General features: G+C 51.5%; 22 protein-coding genes, 1 tRNA gene, 3 rRNA genes and 1 pseudogene. 7 read left to right on the plus strand and 20 right to left on the minus strand.

The features are described from left to right. Positions 1-170, plus strand: a pseudogene (locus tag L462_RS24560) (amino acid ABC transporter ATP-binding protein); the annotation flags it as partial. Between the two features lie 103 nt (positions 171-273). Here L462_RS24560 and rrf read toward each other — a convergent pair. The 4 genes from rrf to L462_RS06950 all read right to left on the minus strand — a co-directional run bounded on the left by rrf (position 274) and on the right by L462_RS06950 (position 5,254). Beyond that, positions 274-389, minus strand: a 5S ribosomal RNA gene (gene rrf / locus L462_RS06965). A 65-nt stretch (positions 390-454) separates the two neighbouring features. Further along, positions 455-3,361, minus strand: a 23S ribosomal RNA gene (locus tag L462_RS06960). A 192-nt stretch (positions 3,362-3,553) separates the two neighbouring features. Then, positions 3,554-3,629: transfer RNA gene (locus tag L462_RS06955), tRNA-Glu, on the minus strand. 85 nt (positions 3,630-3,714) lie between these two features. Then, positions 3,715-5,254: ribosomal RNA gene (locus L462_RS06950) — 16S ribosomal RNA — on the minus strand. Together the 16S, 23S and 5S rRNA genes with 1 tRNA gene alongside form the textbook arrangement of a ribosomal RNA operon. 472 nt (positions 5,255-5,726) lie before the next feature. Here L462_RS06950 and L462_RS06945 point away from each other — a divergent pair. Beyond that, the gene (locus tag L462_RS06945; protein ID WP_032679081.1) at positions 5,727-6,281 is read left to right on the plus strand and encodes a gamma carbonic anhydrase family protein; all 555 of its coding nucleotides are present in this window, start codon (positions 5,727-5,729) and stop codon (positions 6,279-6,281) included. Here L462_RS06945 and L462_RS06940 read toward each other — a convergent pair. From L462_RS06940 to dprA, 6 genes are read right to left on the minus strand one after another with little or no spacing between them, the layout of a single operon-like run. Then, the gene (locus L462_RS06940) at positions 6,257-6,505 is read right to left on the minus strand and encodes a DUF1488 family protein (protein WP_014171883.1); all 249 of its coding nucleotides are present in this window, start codon (positions 6,503-6,505) and stop codon (positions 6,257-6,259) included. The two genes, L462_RS06945 and L462_RS06940, sit on opposite strands and share 25 nt — an antisense overlap. Beyond that, positions 6,502-7,320 (minus strand): shikimate dehydrogenase, encoded by an 819-nt coding sequence (aroE, locus tag L462_RS06935; RefSeq protein WP_032679083.1) that lies wholly within the window; start codon positions 7,318-7,320, stop codon positions 6,502-6,504. The genes L462_RS06940 and aroE overlap by 4 nt, the downstream gene beginning before the upstream one ends. A gap of 4 nt (positions 7,321-7,324) precedes the next feature. Then, complete coding sequence (gene tsaC / locus L462_RS06930) at positions 7,325-7,897, minus strand: L-threonylcarbamoyladenylate synthase type 1 TsaC (protein WP_020882978.1); 573 nt, start codon at positions 7,895-7,897, stop codon at positions 7,325-7,327. Beyond that, positions 7,887-8,444 carry a DNA topoisomerase family protein gene (locus L462_RS06925; protein ID WP_014171886.1) on the minus strand — a complete coding sequence of 186 codons (558 nt, stop codon included), beginning with the start codon at positions 8,442-8,444 and terminating at the stop codon, positions 7,887-7,889. Before L462_RS06925 ends, tsaC begins: the two co-directional genes overlap by 11 nt. Before the next feature lie 26 nt (positions 8,445-8,470). Then, positions 8,471-8,944, minus strand: coding sequence for a DUF494 family protein Smg (gene smg, locus L462_RS06920; RefSeq protein ID WP_014171887.1), 474 nt, complete (start codon positions 8,942-8,944; stop codon positions 8,471-8,473). Beyond that, positions 8,916-10,040: a DNA-protecting protein DprA gene (dprA, locus tag L462_RS06915; RefSeq protein ID WP_032679084.1), complete on the minus strand. Its 1,125-nt coding sequence runs from the start codon at positions 10,038-10,040 to the stop codon at positions 8,916-8,918. The genes smg and dprA overlap by 29 nt, the downstream gene beginning before the upstream one ends. Positions 10,041-10,168: 128 nt before the next feature. Between dprA and def the strand changes: the two genes are divergently transcribed. The 5 genes from def (at position 10,169) to mscL (ending at position 14,949) form a co-directional block, all read left to right on the plus strand. Continuing rightward, a complete protein-coding gene (gene def, locus L462_RS06910) occupies positions 10,169-10,678 on the plus strand; it encodes a peptide deformylase (protein ID WP_008503479.1) in 510 nt (169 codons plus the stop codon). A gap of 25 nt (positions 10,679-10,703) precedes the next feature. Next, positions 10,704-11,651: a methionyl-tRNA formyltransferase gene (gene fmt / locus L462_RS06905; RefSeq protein WP_032679085.1), complete on the plus strand. Its 948-nt coding sequence runs from the start codon at positions 10,704-10,706 to the stop codon at positions 11,649-11,651. A 52-nt stretch (positions 11,652-11,703) separates the two neighbouring features. Beyond that, complete coding sequence (gene rsmB / locus L462_RS06900; RefSeq protein WP_032679086.1) at positions 11,704-12,990, plus strand: 16S rRNA (cytosine(967)-C(5))-methyltransferase RsmB; 1,287 nt, start codon at positions 11,704-11,706, stop codon at positions 12,988-12,990. A gap of 22 nt (positions 12,991-13,012) precedes the next feature. Next, positions 13,013-14,389, plus strand: a complete 1,377-nt coding sequence (gene trkA, locus L462_RS06895) for a Trk system potassium transporter TrkA (protein WP_014171891.1) — start codon at positions 13,013-13,015, stop codon at positions 14,387-14,389. A gap of 146 nt (positions 14,390-14,535) precedes the next feature. Then, positions 14,536-14,949 carry a large-conductance mechanosensitive channel protein MscL gene (mscL, locus tag L462_RS06890; RefSeq protein ID WP_032679087.1) on the plus strand — a complete coding sequence of 138 codons (414 nt, stop codon included), beginning with the start codon at positions 14,536-14,538 and terminating at the stop codon, positions 14,947-14,949. Here the strand turns inward: mscL and L462_RS06885 are convergent, their stop codons facing one another. From L462_RS06885 to secY, 10 genes are all read right to left on the minus strand, one after another. After that, on the minus strand, positions 14,950-15,165 hold the full coding sequence (locus tag L462_RS06885; protein ID WP_032679088.1) for an alternative ribosome-rescue factor A: 216 nt from the start codon (positions 15,163-15,165) through the stop codon (positions 14,950-14,952). 57 nt (positions 15,166-15,222) lie between these two features. Then, entirely contained in the window at positions 15,223-15,645 is a 423-nt protein-coding gene (zntR, locus tag L462_RS06880) for a Zn(2+)-responsive transcriptional regulator (protein WP_014171894.1), read from the minus strand. Between the two features lie 2 nt (positions 15,646-15,647). Continuing rightward, positions 15,648-16,016 carry a DnaJ family domain-containing protein gene (locus tag L462_RS06875; protein WP_014171895.1) on the minus strand — a complete coding sequence of 123 codons (369 nt, stop codon included), beginning with the start codon at positions 16,014-16,016 and terminating at the stop codon, positions 15,648-15,650. Positions 16,017-16,123: 107 nt separating this feature from the next. Then, positions 16,124-16,510, minus strand: a complete 387-nt coding sequence (gene rplQ / locus L462_RS06870; protein WP_001216372.1) for a 50S ribosomal protein L17 — start codon at positions 16,508-16,510, stop codon at positions 16,124-16,126. Between the two features lie 40 nt (positions 16,511-16,550). Continuing rightward, positions 16,551-17,540, minus strand: coding sequence for a DNA-directed RNA polymerase subunit alpha (gene rpoA, locus L462_RS06865; RefSeq protein WP_002919219.1), 990 nt, complete (start codon positions 17,538-17,540; stop codon positions 16,551-16,553). Positions 17,541-17,565: 25 nt separating this feature from the next. Further along, positions 17,566-18,186 carry a 30S ribosomal protein S4 gene (gene rpsD, locus L462_RS06860; RefSeq protein ID WP_004868345.1) on the minus strand — a complete coding sequence of 207 codons (621 nt, stop codon included), beginning with the start codon at positions 18,184-18,186 and terminating at the stop codon, positions 17,566-17,568. Positions 18,187-18,218: 32 nt separating this feature from the next. Continuing rightward, complete coding sequence (gene rpsK / locus L462_RS0123685; protein WP_003863312.1) at positions 18,219-18,608, minus strand: 30S ribosomal protein S11; 390 nt, start codon at positions 18,606-18,608, stop codon at positions 18,219-18,221. 16 nt (positions 18,609-18,624) lie between these two features. Then, positions 18,625-18,981: a 30S ribosomal protein S13 gene (gene rpsM, locus L462_RS06855; RefSeq protein ID WP_003863308.1), complete on the minus strand. Its 357-nt coding sequence runs from the start codon at positions 18,979-18,981 to the stop codon at positions 18,625-18,627. A gap of 146 nt (positions 18,982-19,127) precedes the next feature. Beyond that, entirely contained in the window at positions 19,128-19,244 is a 117-nt protein-coding gene (gene rpmJ, locus L462_RS0123690) for a 50S ribosomal protein L36 (RefSeq protein ID WP_000868187.1), read from the minus strand. Between the two features lie 31 nt (positions 19,245-19,275). Beyond that, positions 19,276-20,607, minus strand: a complete 1,332-nt coding sequence (gene secY, locus L462_RS06850; protein ID WP_014171896.1) for a preprotein translocase subunit SecY — start codon at positions 20,605-20,607, stop codon at positions 19,276-19,278. Positions 20,608-20,613 lie beyond the last annotated feature (6 nt).

Raw genomic sequence — 20,613 nt, forward strand, 5'->3', positions numbered from 1 at the left:
GGATGACCATGCTGTGTGTGACGCATGAAATGGGGTTTGCCAGAACCGTGGCCGATCGGGTGATCTTTATGGATCGTGGGGAAATCGTTGAGCAGGCACCGCCGGATGAGTTCTTCGCACATCCTAAATCTGAACGTACACGGGCTTTCCTGTCACAAGTGATCCATTAAGCGTGTCTTAGCCCGGTGGCGCTTCGCTTACCGGGTCTGACTTTTTCCGGGAAACATAACGCAAAAAGGCCATCCTTTCGGATGGCCTCTTCACTTGTTTGATGTCTGGCAGTTCCCTACTCTCACATGGGGAGACCCCACACTACCATCGGCGCTACGGCGTTTCACTTCTGAGTTCGGCATGGGGTCAGGTGGGACCACCGCGCTAAAGCCGCCAGGCAAATTCTGTTAATCTGTATCAGCTGAAAATCGTCTCTCTCACGCCAAAACACCTTCGGCGTTGTAAGGTTAAGCCTCACGGTTCATTAGTATCGGTTAGCTCAACGCATCGCTGCGCTTACACACCCGACCTATCAACGTCGTAGTCTTCAACGTTCCTTCAGGAGACTTAAAGTCTCAGGGAGAACTCATCTCGGGGCAAGTTTCGTGCTTAGATGCTTTCAGCACTTATCTCTTCCGCATTTAGCTACCGGGCAGTGCCATTGGCATGACAACCCGAACACCAGTGATGCGTCCACTCCGGTCCTCTCGTACTAGGAGCAGCCCCCCTCAATTCTCCAGCGCCCACGGCAGATAGGGACCGAACTGTCTCACGACGTTCTAAACCCAGCTCGCGTACCACTTTAAATGGCGAACAGCCATACCCTTGGGACCTACTTCAGCCCCAGGATGTGATGAGCCGACATCGAGGTGCCAAACACCGCCGTCGATATGAACTCTTGGGCGGTATCAGCCTGTTATCCCCGGAGTACCTTTTATCCGTTGAGCGATGGCCCTTCCATTCAGAACCACCGGATCACTATGACCTGCTTTCGCACCTGCTCGAGCCGTCACTCTCGCAGTCAAGCTAGCTTATGCCATTGCACTAACCTCCTGATGTCCGACCAGGATTAGCTAACCTTCGTGCTCCTCCGTTACTCTTTGGGAGGAGACCGCCCCAGTCAAACTACCCACCAGACACTGTCCGCAACCCGGATTACGGGTCTACGTTAGAACACCAGCCATTAAAGGGTGGTATTTCAAGGTTGGCTCCACGCAGACTGGCGTCCACGCTTCAAAGCCTCCCACCTATCCTACACATCAAGGACCAGTGTTCAGTGTCAAGCTATAGTAAAGGTTCACGGGGTCTTTCCGTCTTGCCGCGGGTACACTGCATCTTCACAGCGAGTTCAATTTCACTGAGTCTCGGGTGGAGACAGCCTGGCCATCATTACGCCATTCGTGCAGGTCGGAACTTACCCGACAAGGAATTTCGCTACCTTAGGACCGTTATAGTTACGGCCGCCGTTTACCGGGGCTTCGATCAAGAGCTTCGCGTTACCGCTAACCCCATCAATTAACCTTCCGGCACCGGGCAGGCGTCACACCGTATACGTCCACTTTCGTGTTTGCACAGTGCTGTGTTTTTAATAAACAGTTGCAGCCAGCTGGTATCTTCGACTGATTTCAGCTCCATCCGCAGGGACTTCACCTACATATCAGCGTGCCTTCTCCCGAAGTTACGGCACCATTTTGCCTAGTTCCTTCACCCGAGTTCTCTCAAGCGCCTTGGTATTCTCTACCTGACCACCTGTGTCGGTTTGGGGTACGATTTGATGTTACCTGATGCTTAGAGGCTTTTCCTGGAAGCAGGGCATTTGTTACTTCAGCACCGTAGTGCCTCGTCATCACACCTCAGCGTTAACAAACAACCGGATTTACCTAAAACCTCCGCCTACATGCTTAAACCGGGACAACCGTCGCCCGGCTAACATAGCCTTCTCCGTCCCCCCTTCGCAGTAACACCAAGTACAGGAATATTAACCTGTTTCCCATCGACTACGCCTTTCGGCCTCGCCTTAGGGGTCGACTCACCCTGCCCCGATTAACGTTGGACAGGAACCCTTGGTCTTCCGGCGAGCGGGCTTTTCACCCGCTTTATCGTTACTTATGTCAGCATTCGCACTTCTGATACCTCCAGCACCCCTCACAGGACACCTTCAACGGCTTACAGAACGCTCCCCTACCCAACAACGCATAAGCGTCGCTGCCGCAGCTTCGGTGCATGGTTTAGCCCCGTTACATCTTCCGCGCAGGCCGACTCGACCAGTGAGCTATTACGCTTTCTTTAAATGATGGCTGCTTCTAAGCCAACATCCTGGCTGTCTGTGCCTTCCCACATCGTTTCCCACTTAACCATGACTTTGGGACCTTAGCTGGCGGTCTGGGTTGTTTCCCTCTTCACGACGGACGTTAGCACCCGCCGTGTGTCTCCCGTGATAACATTCTTCGGTATTCGTAGTTTGCATCGGGTTGGTAAGCCGGGATGGCCCCCTAGCCGAAACAGTGCTCTACCCCCGAAGATGAATTCACGAGGCGCTACCTAAATAGCTTTCGGGGAGAACCAGCTATCTCCCGGTTTGATTGGCCTTTCACCCCCAGCCACAAGTCATCCGCTAATTTTTCAACATTAGTCGGTTCGGTCCTCCAGTTAGTGTTACCCAACCTTCAACCTGCCCATGGCTAGATCACCGGGTTTCGGGTCTATACCCTGCAACTTAACGCCCAGTTAAGACTCGGTTTCCCTGCGGCTCCCCTATACGGTTAACCTTGCTACAGAATATAAGTCGCTGACCCATTATACAAAAGGTACGCAGTCACCCCATAAAAGAGGCTCCCACTGCTTGTACGTACACGGTTTCAGGTTCTTTTTCACTCCCCTCGCCGGGGTTCTTTTCGCCTTTCCCTCACGGTACTGGTTCACTATCGGTCAGTCAGGAGTATTTAGCCTTGGAGGATGGTCCCCCCATATTCAGACAGGATACCACGTGTCCCGCCCTACTCTTCGAGTTCACAGCCTGTGTGCTTTCGTGTACGGGACTGTCACCCTGTACCGTGCGACTTTCCAGACGCTTCCACTAACACACAAGCTGATTCAGACTCTGGGCTGCTCCCCGTTCGCTCGCCGCTACTGGGGGAATCTCGGTTGATTTCTTTTCCTCGGGGTACTTAGATGTTTCAGTTCCCCCGGTTCGCCTCGTTAACCTATGTATTCAGTTAACGATAGTGTGACGGATCACACTGGGTTTCCCCATTCGGACATCGCCGGGTCAAAGGTTCATATCACCTCGCCGGCGCTTTTCGCAGATTAGCACGTCCTTCATCGCCTCTGACTGCCAGGGCATCCACCGTGTACGCTTAGTCGCTTAACCTCACAACCCGAAGATGTTTCTTTCGATTCATCATCGACTTGCGAAAATTTGAGAGACTCGAACACACATAACATGTGTGTCGTTTCAATTTTCAGCTTGATCCAGATTTTTAAAGAGCAAATATCTCAAACGTCACCCGAAGATGAGTTTTGAGATATGTCGGCAGGTGACTTTCACTCACGAACCAGCAAGTGGCGTCCCCTAGGGGATTCGAACCCCTGTTACCGCCGTGAAAGGGCGGTGTCCTGGGCCTCTAGACGAAGGGGACACTGAAGTCTCAATCGCAAGACGCCTTGCTATTTACTTTTCATCAGACAATCTGTGTGAGCACTACAAAGGCAGGTTCTTTAAGGTAAGGAGGTGATCCAACCGCAGGTTCCCCTACGGTTACCTTGTTACGACTTCACCCCAGTCATGAATCACAAAGTGGTAAGCGCCCTCCCGAAGGTTAAGCTACCTACTTCTTTTGCAACCCACTCCCATGGTGTGACGGGCGGTGTGTACAAGGCCCGGGAACGTATTCACCGTAGCATTCTGATCTACGATTACTAGCGATTCCGACTTCATGGAGTCGAGTTGCAGACTCCAATCCGGACTACGACGCACTTTATGAGGTCCGCTTGCTCTCGCGAGTTCGCTTCTCTTTGTATGCGCCATTGTAGCACGTGTGTAGCCCTACTCGTAAGGGCCATGATGACTTGACGTCATCCCCACCTTCCTCCAGTTTATCACTGGCAGTCTCCTTTGAGTTCCCGGCCGGACCGCTGGCAACAAAGGATAAGGGTTGCGCTCGTTGCGGGACTTAACCCAACATTTCACAACACGAGCTGACGACAGCCATGCAGCACCTGTCTCAGAGTTCCCGAAGGCACCAAAGCATCTCTGCTAAGTTCTCTGGATGTCAAGAGTAGGTAAGGTTCTTCGCGTTGCATCGAATTAAACCACATGCTCCACCGCTTGTGCGGGCCCCCGTCAATTCATTTGAGTTTTAACCTTGCGGCCGTACTCCCCAGGCGGTCGACTTAACGCGTTAGCTCCGGAAGCCACGCCTCAAGGGCACAACCTCCAAGTCGACATCGTTTACGGCGTGGACTACCAGGGTATCTAATCCTGTTTGCTCCCCACGCTTTCGCACCTGAGCGTCAGTCTTTGTCCAGGGGGCCGCCTTCGCCACCGGTATTCCTCCAGATCTCTACGCATTTCACCGCTACACCTGGAATTCTACCCCCCTCTACAAGACTCTAGCCTGCCAGTTTCGAATGCAGTTCCCAGGTTGAGCCCGGGGATTTCACATCCGACTTGACAGACCGCCTGCGTGCGCTTTACGCCCAGTAATTCCGATTAACGCTTGCACCCTCCGTATTACCGCGGCTGCTGGCACGGAGTTAGCCGGTGCTTCTTCTGCGGGTAACGTCAATTGCTGTGGTTATTAACCACAACACCTTCCTCCCCGCTGAAAGTACTTTACAACCCGAAGGCCTTCTTCATACACGCGGCATGGCTGCATCAGGCTTGCGCCCATTGTGCAATATTCCCCACTGCTGCCTCCCGTAGGAGTCTGGACCGTGTCTCAGTTCCAGTGTGGCTGGTCATCCTCTCAGACCAGCTAGGGATCGTCGCCTAGGTGAGCCGTTACCCCACCTACTAGCTAATCCCATCTGGGCACATCTGATGGCAAGAGGCCCGAAGGTCCCCCTCTTTGGTCTTGCGACGTTATGCGGTATTAGCTACCGTTTCCAGTAGTTATCCCCCTCCATCAGGCAGTTTCCCAGACATTACTCACCCGTCCGCCACTCGTCACCCGAGAGCAAGCTCTCTGTGCTACCGTTCGACTTGCATGTGTTAGGCCTGCCGCCAGCGTTCAATCTGAGCCATGATCAAACTCTTCAATTTAAGTTTGATGCTCGTGAATTAAACTTCGTAATGAATTACGTATGTTCACTCAGAGACTTGGTATTCATTTTTTGTCCGAAGACATTAAGAATCCATGTCACTTTGAGTGCCCACACAGATTGTCTGATAAATTGTTAAAGAGCAGTTGCGACGCGGCTTACAGCTCACCGTCGCGAGGTGGCGTATATTACGCTTTCCTCTTTCAGAGTCAACCCTGAAGTTCAGGATTTTTTCTCTTCAACCAACCGGGTTAACTGTGAAGTGATTCACATCCGCCGTGTCGATGGAGGCGCATTATAGGGATCCCAATTTTTAGCACAAGTACTTTTTGGATCTTTTTTTCCAACTGTCGATTTTCCGCGCTTTTCGCTGAAATCCCACCCAATATGCTTAAATATTGACGCTTTTTGCCTTGCCTCGATCCATTAATATGATCAAGTCTTCTATATAGTGCTCATCGTTCGAGGTAGATATGTCCGCAGTGTTACGTCCTTATAAAGATCTTCTCCCCCAAAAAGGCGATCGCGTGATGATCGATGCCAGCAGCGTGGTCATCGGCGATGTTCGAATGGCCGATGACGTCAGTATCTGGCCGCTCGTCGCCATTCGGGGGGATGTAAACTATGTGGCCATTGGTGCACGCACCAATATTCAGGACGGTAGCGTTCTGCACGTAACCCACAAATCCTCCTATAACCCCCAGGGCAATCCACTCATCATTGGAGAAGATGTCACCGTCGGCCATAAAGTGATGCTTCACGGCTGCACTATTGGTAATCGAGTTCTCGTTGGCATGGGGTCGATTTTGCTGGATGGCGTCATTGTAGAAGATGACGTGATGATTGGCGCAGGCAGCCTTGTTCCCCAGAACAAAAGACTGGAGAGCGGCTATCTCTATTTGGGAAGCCCGGTAAAACAGATCCGCCCCCTGAAGGAGGCAGAGATCGAAGGATTAAAATACTCGGCGAATAACTACGTTAAATGGAAGAATGACTATCTGAGTCAGGATACCCAGACCCAGCCCTGATCGTCTTCCTGCTGATCGCGGATTAAATCGCTGGCTTCCTCTTCAAGATCCCAGCGATTTTCACAAAACACCTCTAACGGGTCTGAACCACCAAAGCGACGCAACAGCGTTTCCCCACGAATGGCGCAGGTAAGTTGCATTCCATGCACCAGCACCGGGAAACAGACCGCCTGTTTACTCTCGTCCCAGCTTTCCCTGTCCGGAAAATGAATTGCCTGATTCACGCCCTGAGCTCCCTTTTCAGCTTTTCAATGACCGGTTCGACCGAAGGCAATACACCGTGCCAGAGCAACACCGCGTGTGCCGCCTGCCCTACCAGCATTCCCAGCCCATCGGCTACGTGTTTTCCGCCGTGCTGTTCACACCAGTTCAAAAAAGGTGTCTTCCCTTTCTGATAGAACATGTCGTAGAAGTAAATATGGGCACTTACCAGCGAAGCAGGGATCGCCGGCACGTCACCACCGATACCGCTGGAGGTGGCGTTGATGATCAGATCAAACTCACGATCGGCAAGTTCATCCAGGGCGACCGCGCTCACGCTGCCGGTATGTGCGAACAACGTAGCCAGCGCTTCTGCCCGCGAGAAGGTCCTGTTTGTAATGGTCACCGCGCAATCCAGTGACAGCAGAGGCAGCAATACTCCCCGCGACGCTCCGCCCGCACCAATCAGCAGAACCCTGAAACCAGGCTTAATAAACGAGAGCCTTTCCAGATCGCTCAGTAATCCAATTCCGTCAGTGTTGTCTCCCAGCAGGCGTCCATCCTCAAGCCGTTTTAAGGTATTCACTGCACCCGCAAGGGAAGCACGCTCGGTGAGTTCATCCGCACGTTCGAAGGCTTCCTCTTTAAACGGTACCGTTACATTCACACCTTTGCCACCCGCGTTGAAGAAACCCTCCAGCGCAGGAATAAATGCATCAACGGGTGCCAGCACGCGGCCATAGGGATGATTTATTTGCAGTTGCTCGGCAAACAGTTGATGGATTAACGGTGACTTGCTGTGCGCTATCGGATTACCAAAAACAGCATAGGTTTCCATTGGATTACCCCTGGCGAAAACGTTCGCCGGTCAAGGCGTCGCGGATTTCAGACGGATTGAGGCGCCCTCCCGTCTCACCAACGGCAACCGGGAAATCATTCCCAAACTGCGCCCGTACTTCGTCGGTTGTGCGGCAAGGTGGCTGCCCGGTCAGATTCGCGCTGGTTGAGACCAGTGGTTTCCCAAAGGCCAGGCAAAGCTCGACCACCAGCGGATGGTCCGTTACGCGCACGGCGAGGGAATCAAAGCGCCCAGTCAACCAGCGCGGCGTTGTCGGCTTCGCCGGGAAAACAAAGGTCACGGGGCCGGGCCATGCTGAGAAAATAGTCTCCCGCTGCTCCGGCGTTAGCATGGAATCATCGATATAAGGCTTAAGCTGCTCATAGTTAGCAGCGATTAAAATAAGCCCTTTTTCGACTGGCCTCTGTTTAAGTGTGAGCAGTCGGCCAACGGCCGTTTCGCTGTCAGGATCGCAACCGACCCCAAAAACAGCTTCAGTTGGATAGGCGATGACTTCTTCATTTTTCAGGACATCCACCGCATGAGCAATGGAGCCTGATGGCAGGTTATTCTTCACTATTTTGATCCGCCGGAACCGGCTTTCCACATTGTTTACTGGCGCAGAAGCGTTTCAAACCTTGCGCCGTTTTTTTCTCTATAAGTAGCGGATAATTGCAATGAGAGCAGACACCCGCTACCGGTTTGAAATTGATAACAAACTGACATTCAGGATAGCGATCGCAGGAATGAAAGGTCTTACCAAAACGAGAACGGCGCTGCACGAGCTGTCCACGCTGGCATTGAGGACAGGCAATAGCCGTTTCATCAGGTTTATCAATTTGTTCTGTATGTTCACATTCAGGATAGTGGCTACAGCCAATAAACATGCCGAAACGACCCTGACGTAGCGCTAACTCGCCGCCGCAAAGAGGGCAAAGCTGTCCCTCCAGAATTTTGACGATATGTCCATCCGCCTGGCTTTTCAGGGGACGGACATAATCACATTCCGGATAGTGGGAACAACCGAGAAACGGGCCGTGTTTCCCGGACCGAATAACAAGTTCAGCCCCGCACTGCGGGCAGGGCTCATTTTTATGCACCGTGAATAGTGCTGATTTGGCCATAACAACTCTTGGTGCTGCACATTGAATTAATGCAGCATACCTTCATTCACTTCAAAGAGTAATTCTTCCATTTGCTGATAGGCATTTTCACAGCCTGGAATATTAAACAGAACCATCAGGATGACCCACTTGAGGTCTTCCAGTTCGAAGTCTGCCGTATCCAGCGCCATAACGCGCTCTATCACCATCTCTCTCGTTTCGAGGTTTAGCACCTGAATCTGCTCAAGGAATAAAATGAATCCCCGGCAGCTCGCGTCCAGCCTTTCACACTCTTCAGCTGTGTAGATGCGCACAGACAATGGGTCAGAAGCTAACTGCATCGGTTCGGCGAGGCCTTCCTGATAATCAGCCAGTTTTTCCAGCCACATCAACGCATTATAGATATCTTCCCGCTCAAACCCCGCATCGGTAAGATCCTGTGTCAATTTGTCCTGATCCACTCGCATTTCTGCTTCGTTATGGATGTAAGTCTCAAACAAATACATCAGTACGTCGAACATGGCTTGCCCTCCTTAATCGGACATAGCCGCCGGGTACAGCTGCGATCCATCCTGCTAACTCCAGTTCGAGTAGCTGTGCTACCGTAACTGGCACAGGTTGGCCGGCACGTTCAGCGACAACGTCAACAGGTGTTACCTCATCTCCTACGTTAGCCAGGAGCTTGGGAAATGGCAATGCCACCTTTCCCTGATCTGATGAATAATGTCGCTTTTCGGGATCTTCCTGCAGCCATTGCAATCCATATTGCAAATTTTCAAGAATGTCCCTGACTTCCGTTACCGGTGTTGCACCCTGCTTTATCAACCAGTGCGGCCCTTCGCATCCCGGGTTTCCAATTGGGCCGGGTAAGGCAAACACGTCTCGCCCCTGCTCAAGCGCGCACCGTGCGGTCACAAGCGAACCGCTGCGTACCGCTGCTTCAACCACGAACACCCCCTGACTTAGCCCGCTGATAATTCGATTACGCCGGGGGAAGTGTCCCGGCCGGGGCTGCGCTGACAGCGGAAACTCAGACACTATCGCGCCACCAGAATCGATAAGCCGCGCAGCCAGCGCCTGATGCCGACGAGGATAAATACTAAAGAGACCGTTACCCAGCACCGCAACGCTACGCCCTTTTGCCGATAGCGCAGCGTTGTGGGCGACACCGTCAATTCCGCAGGCCAGCCCGCTGGTGATCGTTAAACCACTTTGAGAAAGCTGTTCACAGAGAATTTTTCCCCATCGCTCGCCGTACCATGACGGTGCACGGCTGCCAACAACCGCCAGCTGAACTGCATTCAGTACATCAGGGTTGCCTTTAACAAAGACTGCGCCTGGATAATCCGGGATCGTCCGGAGTAAAGGAGGATAAAGAGGATGATCCGCCGTGATCAGATAGTTACCCGGCTGCTCAAGCCAGAGCAGGCTACTTTCCAGCTCACTTTCTCTGAACGCAAAGAACCGTGCAGCCTGTTTGACAGACAGACCGGCGTCTCTGACAACGGGACCATCAATGGTTGTCTGGTTGTGCAATCGTGCTGCCGCTTCCAGCATCACATCGCCATAAAGAGAACCGGTGTGTATTAACCGTAGCCATAACTCAGTCGACGTCATCCTTTCCCCTGCCATAAGCGGCCTCCGCAATCATTGCGATTGGTCACTGATGCTGTCAATCGATGGGGGTTTTGTCTAGAATAGGAGATAATATTCTTATCAACTCCTGAACACGACTCTGGAAATTTATGGCAGTTTTGCAAGTGTTACATATTCCGGACGAGCGCCTTCGCATCGTCGCTGAACCGGTAAAAGAAGTGAATGCAGAAATTCAGCGTATCGTTGATGATATGTTCGATACCATGTACGCCGAAGAAGGTATTGGTCTTGCGGCCACTCAGGTCGACATTCACAAGCGTATCATCGTGATCGACGTATCTGAAAATCGCGATGGCCGCCTGGTGTTAATCAATCCTGAGCTGCTCGAGAAGAGTGGCGAAACAGGTATTGAGGAAGGTTGTCTGTCTATTCCGGAACAGCGTGCTTTAGTGCCGCGTGCCGAAAAAGTGAAAATTCGCGCCCTGGATCGTGACGGCAATCCGTTCGAACTGGAAGCTGACGACCTGCTGGCGATCTGTATTCAGCATGAGATGGATCATCTGGTCGGTAAACTGTTTATCGATTATCTCTCGCCGCTGAAGCAGCAACGAATTCGTCAGAAAGTAGAGAAACTGGATCGTTTGCGTTCTCGCGCATAACGTCCCACCGGATACAAGGATCATCGTGTCTAAATCACTACGTATTATCTTCGCGGGAACCCCTGATTTTGCAGCGCGTCATCTTGACGCGCTGTTATCTTCTGGCCACCAGGTTGTTGGCGTGTTTACCCAACCGGATCGCCCGGCTGGCCGTGGAAAAAAACTGATGCCAGGTCCTGTTAAGGTGCTGGCAGAAGAGCATGGGTTACCTGTTTTCCAGCCAGCATCCTTGCGCCCTCAGGAAAACCAGCAGCTTGTCGCTGACCTGAATGCCGATGTAATGGTGGTGGTGGCTTACGGTTTAATTCTGCCAAAAGCTGTGCTTGATATGCCTCGCCTGGGTTGCATTAACGTGCATGGTTCTTTGCTTCCACGCTGGCGTGGGGCAGCACCTATTCAGCGCTCTTTATGGGCGGGTGATGCTGAAACGGGCGTCACAATCATGAAGATGGATGTAGGTTTAGACACCGGTGACATGCTTTATAAACTGGCCTGCCCCATTACGGCCGAGGATACCAGTGCCACCCTGTATGACAAGCTGGCAGAGCTTGGCCCGCAAGGGCTGATTGAAACCCTCCTGCAGATTGCGAATAATACGGCGAAACCTGAAGTTCAGGATGAAGCGCTGGTCACTTACGCTGAAAAACTGAGTAAAGAAGAAGCCCGGATTGACTGGTCTCTGTCAGCGGCTCAACTTGAACGCTGCATTCGCGCCTTTAATCCATGGCCGATGAGCTGGATGGTTATCGACGAGCAGCCGGTGAAAGTCTGGAAAGCCTCCCTTATTGACGGTCACACAACGGCTGAGCCCGGTACGATTATCGACGCCAGCAAGAACGGTATTCAGGTAGCTACCGCACAAGGGATCCTGAATCTGGAATCGCTACAACCTGCGGGTAAGAAGGCGATGAGCGCACAGGATTTGTTAAATTCTCGTCGCGAATGGTTTATCCCGGGCAATCGCCTTGCCTGACCTCATTTAATTTTAGCGCCCGGTGTTTCCGGGCATTTTTATTTTTACGGTTATGAAAAAACAAAATTTACGCAGTATGGCGGCTCAGGCCGTTGAGCAGGTTGTCGAGCAGGGCCAGTCATTGAGCAATATCCTGCCAGCTTTGCAGCAAAAAGTGTCCGACAAAGACAAAGCCCTGCTTCAGGAGCTCTGTTTTGGCGTCCTGCGCACGCTTTCTCAGCTCGAGTGGCTGGTTAATAAGCTGATGTCACGTCCAATGACCGGCAAGCAGCGCACCGTGCATTATTTGATTATGGTTGGCTTCTATCAGCTTCTTCACACGCGTATCCCGCCTCATGCCGCACTGGCTGAGACAGTGGAAGGTGCCGTTGTGATTAAACGTCCTATGCTGAAAGGGTTGATTAATGGCGTTCTGCGCCAGTTCCAGCGACAGCAGGAAGAGCTTCTGGCTGAGTTCGGGCAAAGTGAAGCACGTTATCTGCATCCTGACTGGCTCCTGAATCGCCTTAAAAAAGCCTGGCCAGAGCAGTGGCAGGCAATTGCCGACGCGAATAATCAGCGTCCGCCGATGTGGTTACGCGTCAACCGTAATCACCATACGCGCGACGCCTGGCTGGCTTTACTGGAAGAGGCTGGAATGAGCGGCTTCACACATGAAGCATATCCTGACGCTGTGCGTTTAGCCTCTCCTGCGCCGGTACATGCTTTACCTGGTTTTGATGAAGGCTGGGTGACCGTACAAGATGCTTCCGCGCAGGGCTGCATGGCCTGGCTGGAACCTAAAAACGGCGAGCACATCCTCGATCTCTGTGCCGCGCCAGGCGGTAAGACGACGCATATTCTGGAAGTGGCCCCTCAGGCAAACGTCATGGCCGTGGATGTCGATGAGCAGCGTCTTTCACGCGTCTATGACAACCTTAAGCGCCTGGGAATGAAAGCGCAGGTTAAGCAAGGCGATGGCCGCAAACCCGCAGAATGGTGTGGTGAAACGCAATTCGATCGCATCTTGCTGGATGCTCCCTGCTCGGCAACCGGCGTTATTCGTCGCCACCCGGATATCAAGTGGTTGCGTCGCGATCGCGATATCAAGGAACTGACCCAACTGCAATCCGACATTCTTGATGCCATTTGGCCACACCTGAAGCCAGGAGGCACGCTGGTCTATGCGACCTGTTCGGTCCTTCCGGAAGAAAACAGTCAGCAGATTGCAGCCTTCCTTAAACGTACCCCGGATGCAGTGCTACACAACACGGGCACGCCTGAACGCCCAGGCCTGCAGAATCTGCCGGCCGCTGAAGAAGGTGATGGCTTCTTTTACGCTAAGCTAATCAAAGAGTGATGTTGAGAACAGGTCACGAGATATGAAGATAATCATTCTGGGTGCCGGACAGGTTGGTGGGACGCTGGCTGAAAACCTTGTTGGCGAAAATAATGACATCACGATTGTCGATACCAATGGCGATCGGCTGCGTGTTTTACAGGACAAATTTGACCTTCGCGTCGTGCAAGGTCATGGCTCGCACCCGCGTGTCCTGCGTGAAGCGGGCGCCGACGATGCTGACATGCTGGTTGCGGTGACCAGTTCTGACGAAACCAACATGGTGGCATGTCAGGTGGCCTATTCGCTGTTCAACACGCCGAACCGGATCGCGCGCATCCGCTCCCCGGACTATGTCCGGGATGCAGAGAAGCTGTTTAATTCCGAAGCGGTCCCTATCGACCATCTTATCGCTCCAGAACAGCTGGTTATCGACAATATCTACCGCCTGATCGAATATCCTGGTGCGCTGCAGGTGGTGAACTTCGCCGAAGGTAAAGTGAGCCTGGCGGTCGTTAAGGCCTATTACGGCGGCCCATTGATCGGTAATGCGCTCTCCACCATGCGTGAGCATATGCCGCATATTGATACCCGCGTTGCAGCCATTTTTCGCCATGACAGACCAATTCGCCCACAGGGTTCAACCATAGTCGAGGCAGGTGATGAAGTCTTCTTCATCGCGGCATCTCAGCATATTCGCGCGGTAATGAGCGAACTGCAGCGTCTCGAAAAACCGTATAAACGCATTATGCTCGTTGGCGGTGGTAATATCGGCGCGGGACTGGCGCACCGGCTGGAAAAAGACTACAGCGTGAAGCTGATCGAGCGCGATCAACAGCGCGCGGCTGAGCTGGCTGAAAAGCTGCAAAACACCATCGTGTTTTATGGTGATGCCTCAGATCAAGAGCTGCTGGCAGAAGAGCATATTGATCAAGTTGATCTGTTTATTGCCGTTACTAACGACGACGAGGCGAACATTATGTCCGCCATGCTCGCCAAACGTATGGGGGCAAAAAAGGTCATGGTGCTTATTCAACGCCGCGCCTACGTTGACCTCGTGCAGGGAAGCGTTATTGATATCGCGATATCACCACAGCAAGCAACCATTTCAGCCCTGCTGAGCCATGTTCGTAAAGCGGATATTGTTGGCGTATCCTCCCTTCGCCGCGGTGTGGCTGAAGCCATTGAAGCCGTTGCTCATGGTGATGAAACCACATCACGCGTTGTGGGCCGCGCTATCGATGAAATTAAACTGCCACCGGGAACAATTATTGGTGCCGTGGTGCGTGGAAACGACGTGATGATTGCGAATGATAATTTACGTATCGAGCAAGGCGACCACGTCATTATGTTCCTTACCGATAAAAAATTTATTACCGACGTCGAACGTTTATTCCAGCCAAGTCCATTCTTCCTGTAATCAATCAGGTGCTTATAAAAGGGCACCTGATTATTAACCCTCTTATTCCCATGCCTTTTATTTTTCATAACGATTAATTATCCCCAATGGAAATTAACTAATCATTTGTTAAACTTATAATCGTCAGTTGGCTCAAGGAGAAGAAAATGAGTTTAGTTAAAGAATTTCGCGAATTTGCGATGCGCGGGAATGTGGTGGATCTGGCAGTGGGTGTCATTATCGGTGCAGCGTTCGGTAAGATCGTTTCATCACTGGTAGCCGACATTATTATGCCTCCCCTCGGACTGTTAATCGGGGGCATTGATTTTAAACAGTTTGCCGTGACGCTTCGGGATGCACAGGGGGATGTCCCTGCCGTTGTTATGCATTATGGCGTTTTCATTCAGAACATATTTGATTTCGTGATCGTGGCGTTCGCCATTTTTATGGCTATCAAGCTTATCAATAAGCTTAACCGTAAAAAGGCTGAAGAACCGACTGCGCCGCCTGCTCCGACAAAAGAAGAAGTGTTATTGACTGAAATTCGCGATCTGTTGAAAGAGCAAAATAACCGCTCTTAATCAGACGTTGAAAAAAGGAAGGCCAGTGGTAAAAAAGCGATTCGCTTGCTTGCCACTGGCCTCCCAGTTACCCCGTTTTGCATGTTTCCCTTTTCGTAAATAACTCCCTTTTCCTTTTTTATTCTTCTCAATACGCTGCCTGAAAAGCGGGTCGTGGAGCAGGGCCTCAATGGCATTGTCCTGAATTTTCCCTTTCGTATGCTGATAGCGGCTCATAATTTCTCCTGAGCATGGTGTATGTCGACGGGAGTCTAGTCCCGCATGAAGTAAAAATCAACAGCCCTGGGTTCCACTGGCCCCCTGTTCAAGGGCTTCAAGAATTGAACAATAAATACTGCTATGAGCTGTACCGCAGCAGGCGTCATTCAACCGTTGCAGAGAACGCTGCATGGTCTGCAGTTCCTGTATACGCGCTTCAACTTCATCAAGCCTTGCCTGTACGATGCTCTTCGACTCCTGGCAAGTATGGTGTTCAGGATCGATGCGGATCGAAAGTAACTCGCGGATCGAGTCCAGCGTGAAACCAAGCTGGCGAGCGTAGCGGATAAACCGTAAGCGCTGCAGGTCATGATCGGTATAGAGTCGAAATCCACCTTCAGTACGAACCTCGTGATCAATCATCTGCTGCTTTTCGTAATAGCGGATAGTGTCCGGCGTTACGTTAGCAAGCCTGGCAAGTTCACCGATACGGTACATGGTTATTCCTCATTGATTTTCTGCATTAGCCTGTCACTGTACTCACCGTGCAAAAAGTCTGTGCTCATTCCGGCCTGACGCATTTTGAGTTCGATGAGAGCCAGTCGACGGCTAATTTCACGGTGGCTGGGATCATCCTTGCGAATCCCTTTCAGCAGGTCAGCCAGTTGCATGGCCTCTTTACGCTGCTCCAGTTCCGGTGGTAAACAACCGGCATTTTTGAGTAAGCGATATCCGGCCCGTAATTCAGGGGCAACATGCGAATCATCATCAAGCACTAACGGCTCACCGCGTCCCGCAAGGTTATCAAATTCGCCTTTTCGCTGAGCATCGCTGATATGGCGTTCTGCCCACTGGTCGAGCAACCACATGAATAACTCCAGAGGATGAACAGAAAAGATACAGATATTGTAGAGAAGTGGGGATTCAGCGGATATAAAAAAACCCGCCGAAGCGGGTTTTTTTACGTTACTACAGATTACTCTGCAGCAGCTTCTGCTTTAGATTCTGAACGATCAACCAGCTCGATGTAAGCCATCGGAGCGTTGTCGCCTGCACGGAAGCCACACTTCAGAATACGAGTGTAACCACCGGCACGGCTCGCGAAACGCGGACCCAGTTCGTTAAACAGTTTTGCCACGATCTCGTTATCACGAGTACGGGCGAATGCCAGACGACGATTTGCAACGCTGTCAGTCTTGGCAAGAGTAATCAGCGGCTCAACTACGCGACGCAGCTCTTTCGCTTTAGGCAGGGTCGTCTTGATGATTTCATGACGAACCAGTGAACCTGCCATGTTGCGGAACATAGCCTGGCGATGGCTGCTGTTGCGGTTCAGTTGACGACCACTCTTACGATGGCGCATGACCTTATCCTTCTCAGTAAAACCTTAACCTGTGATCCGGTTACTCGTCAGCAATGCTTGCTGGTGGCCAGTTTTCCAGGCGCATGCCCAGAGACAGACCACGTGAAGCCAGCACGTCTTTAATCTCGGTAAGAGATTTTTTACCCAGGTTCGGCGTTTTCAGCAACTCAACCTCGGTACGCTGTACCAGATCACCGATATAGTGGATAGCTTCTGCCTTGAGGCAGTTAGCAGAGCGGACAGTCAATTCGAGATCGTCAACAGGGCGCAGCAGGATCGGATCGAATTCTGGTTTCTCTTCTTTCACTTCCGGCTGACGAACATCACGTAAGTCAACGAAAGCTTCCAGTTGTTCTGCCAGGATGGTTGCCGCACGACGAATCGCCTCTTCAGGATCGATTGTGCCGTTGGTTTCCATTTCGATGACCAGCTTGTCCAGGTCGGTACGCTGTTCTACACGCGCTGCTTCAACATTGTAGGCAATACGCTCTACAGGGCTGTAGCATGCGTCGACCAGCAGACGGCCGATTGGGCGCTCATCTTCTTCCGAATGAATTCGGGCAGAAGCCGGCACATAACCACGACCGCGCTGAACTTTGATACGCATGCTAATCGCTGCGTTCTCATCGGTCAGGTGGCAGATCACGTGCTGCGGCTTGACGATTTCAACATCACCGTCGTGGGTGATGTCGGCTGCAGTCACAGGGCCAATGCCAGATTTATTCAGAGTAAGAATAACTTCATCTTTACCCTGAACTCTCACCGCCAGCCCTTTCAGGTTGAGCAGGATTTCAAGGATATCTTCCTGAACGCCTTCTTTGGTGCTGTACTCATGAAGTACACCATCAATCTCAACCTCGGTCACCGCGCAACCCGGCATCGATGAGAGCAGAATACGGCGCAGTGCGTTACCCAGAGTATGGCCAAAGCCACGCTCTAAAGGCTCAAGGGTCACCTTGGCGTGCGTCGAACTCACTTGCTCGATATCTACCAGGCGCGGTTTTAGAAACTCTGTCACAGAACCCTGCATTGTGTCCTCTCTTTGGTACTAAGCTTTACTTGGAGTAAAGCTCGACGATCAGGTGTTCGTTAATGTCCGCAGACAGATCAGAACGTTCTGGCTGACGCTTGAACGTACCTTCCATCTTGCCAGCATCAACTTCCAGCCAGGTTGGCTTTTCACGCTGCTCAGCCAGCTCCAGAGCGGCTTTCACGCGAGATTGCTTTTTCGCTTTCTCACGAATGCTAACAACGTCATTCGCTTTAACCTGATAAGAAGCGATGTTAACAACACGACCGTTTACCATGATTGCTTTATGGCTAACCAACTGGCGTGATTCAGCACGAGTCGCGCCGAAGCCCATACGGTAAACAACGTTGTCCAGACGACCTTCCAGCAGAGCCAGCAGGTTTTCACCTGTGTTGCCTTTCAGACGTGCTGCTTCTTTATAGTAGTTACGGAACTGACGCTCCAGCACACCGTACATACGGCGAACTTTTTGCTTTTCACGCAACTGCACACCATAGTCAGACAGACGCGGTTTACGCGCACCGTGCTGGCCAGGAGCTTGTTCAATTTTACACTTGGTATCGATCGCGCGAACGCCAGACTTAAGGAATAAGTCGGTGCCCTCACGACGGCTCAGCTTGAGCTTAGGACCCAAATATCTTGCCATTTTCTATCTCCAACTAACCTAAAAAACGAGCGTTATACGCGACGTTTTTTCGGCGGACGACAACCGTTATGAGGGATCGGAGTCACATCAGTAATATTCGTGATGCGGAAACCAGCGGCGTTCAGAGCGCGAACAGTAGATTCACGACCCGGACCCGGACCTTTAACCATAACTTCCAGATTCTTGATGCCGTATTCTTTTACGGCTTCTGCGCAACGCTCTGCTGCAACCTGAGCTGCAAACGGAGTGGATTTGCGAGAACCACGGAAACCGGAACCACCGGCTGTTGCCCAACCCAAAGCGTTACCCTGACGATCAGTAATAGTAACGATGGTGTTGTTGAAAGAAGCATGGATATGAGCCACGCCGTCAGAGACTTGTTTTCTTACACGTTTACGTGCACGAACTGGTGCCTTTGCCATTATTCAATCACCCCGATTATTTCTTGATCGGTTTGCGCGGACCCTTACGGGTACGTGCGTTGGTCTTAGTACGCTGACCGCGCACTGGCAGACCACGACGATGACGCAAACCGCGATAGCAACCAAGATCCATCAGGCGCTTGATGCTCATGCTGATTTCACGGCGCAGATCACCTTCAACGACAAATTTGGCAACTTCGTCACGCAGCGTGTCGATTTGTTCTTCAGACAGCTCACTGATCTTAACATCTTCAGCGATACCCGCTGCAGCCAGAATGGCTTTGGAACGGGTCTTGCCGACGCCATAGATCGAAGTTAATGCGATCACAGCATGTTTCTGATCAGGAATGTTAATGCCTGCTATACGGGCCACTATGCACTCCTACTATTTAATATGTACGCACCATGCTGAAAAGCCCGTTTTCAGGATACTCAAATGGAAACGTACAGACATACAAAAGATTGGCTGGCTAATCTAGCCAGCTCAACCCAACTTTGCAAGAAAAATATGCGAAATAATCAGCCTTGGCGCTGTTTATGCTTCGGCTCGGCACTGCAAATCACACGGATGACACCATCACGCTTAACGATTTTGCAGTTACGGCATAATTTCTTGACGGAAGCACGAACTTTCATTTTTACTCTCCGTAACTTCTCAGGCGACCATTTAGCGGCCGTAGCCTTTCAGGTTCGCCTTCTTCAATGCAGACTCATACTGACTGGACATCATCAGAGTTTGCACTTGAGCCATAAAGTCCATAATCACGACAACAACGATAAGCAGTGAGGTCCCACCGAAGTAGAACGGTACCTTCATTGCATCACGCATGAACTCCGGGATCAGGCAGATAAAAGTAATATAAAGCGCACCAACCAAAGTCAGGCGAGTCATTACTTTATCGATATACTTCGCCGTTTGCTCTCCCGGACGAATTCCTGGTACAAATGCACCGGACTTCTTCAGGTTATCTGCTGTTTCACGCGGGTTGAAAACCAACGCCGTGTAGAAGAAACAGAAGAAGATGATCGCAGACGCATAGAGTAACACATAAAGTGGTTGCCCAGGCTGCAAATACAGCGAAATTGTTGTCAGCCAGTTCCAACCAGTACCGCCCCCGAACCATGACGCGATGGTTGCCGGGAACAGAATAATACTGGAAGCGAAGATAGCCGGGATAACCCCCGCCATGTTCACTTTCAGCGGTAAATGTGTGCTCTGTGCAGCATAGACACGACGACCTTGTTGACGCTTAGCGTAGTTCACCACAATGCGGCGTTGACCACGTTCAACGAAGACAACAAAGAACGTCACTGCAAATACTAATACTGCAACCAACAGCAACAGGAGGAAGTGCAGGTCGCCTTGACGCGCTTGCTCGATAGTGTGGGCAATGGCTGGCGGGAGACCCGCAACGATACCAGCGAAGATAATGATTGAGATACCGTTACCGATACCACGCTCAGTAATCTGTTCGCCGAGCCACATCAGGAACATTGTTCCTGTGACCAGACTTACAACAGCGGTGAAATAGAATGCAAAGCCTGGGTTTAATACCAGGCCCTGCATACCAGGCATATTCGGCAGACCGGTAGCAATACCGATCGACTGGAATATTGCCAGCACCAGAGTGCCGTAACGGGTGTACTGGCTTATCTTACGACGTCCAGACTCCCCTTCTTTCTTCAGTTCTGCCAGGGCCGGATGAACGACCGTCAGCAGCTGGATAATAATCGATGCCGAAATATACGGCATGATACCCAGAGCGAAGATAGAAGCACGGCTGAGAGCACCACCAGAGAACATGTTAAACATTTCAATGATGGTGCCTCGCTGTTGCTCAAGCAGTTTGGCAAGTACAGCGGCATCGATACCAGGGATCGGAATAAAAGAGCCAACACGGAACACAATCAGCGCGCCGATAACAAACAGCAGTCTGCGTTTCAGCTCGCCAAATCCACCTTTGGCACTTTGAAAATCTAATCCCGGTTGCTTAGCCATCTGCTA

This window comes from Enterobacter sp. BIDMC 26 (assembly GCF_000534435.1).
Taxonomy (GTDB): domain Bacteria; phylum Pseudomonadota; class Gammaproteobacteria; order Enterobacterales; family Enterobacteriaceae; genus Enterobacter; species Enterobacter ludwigii.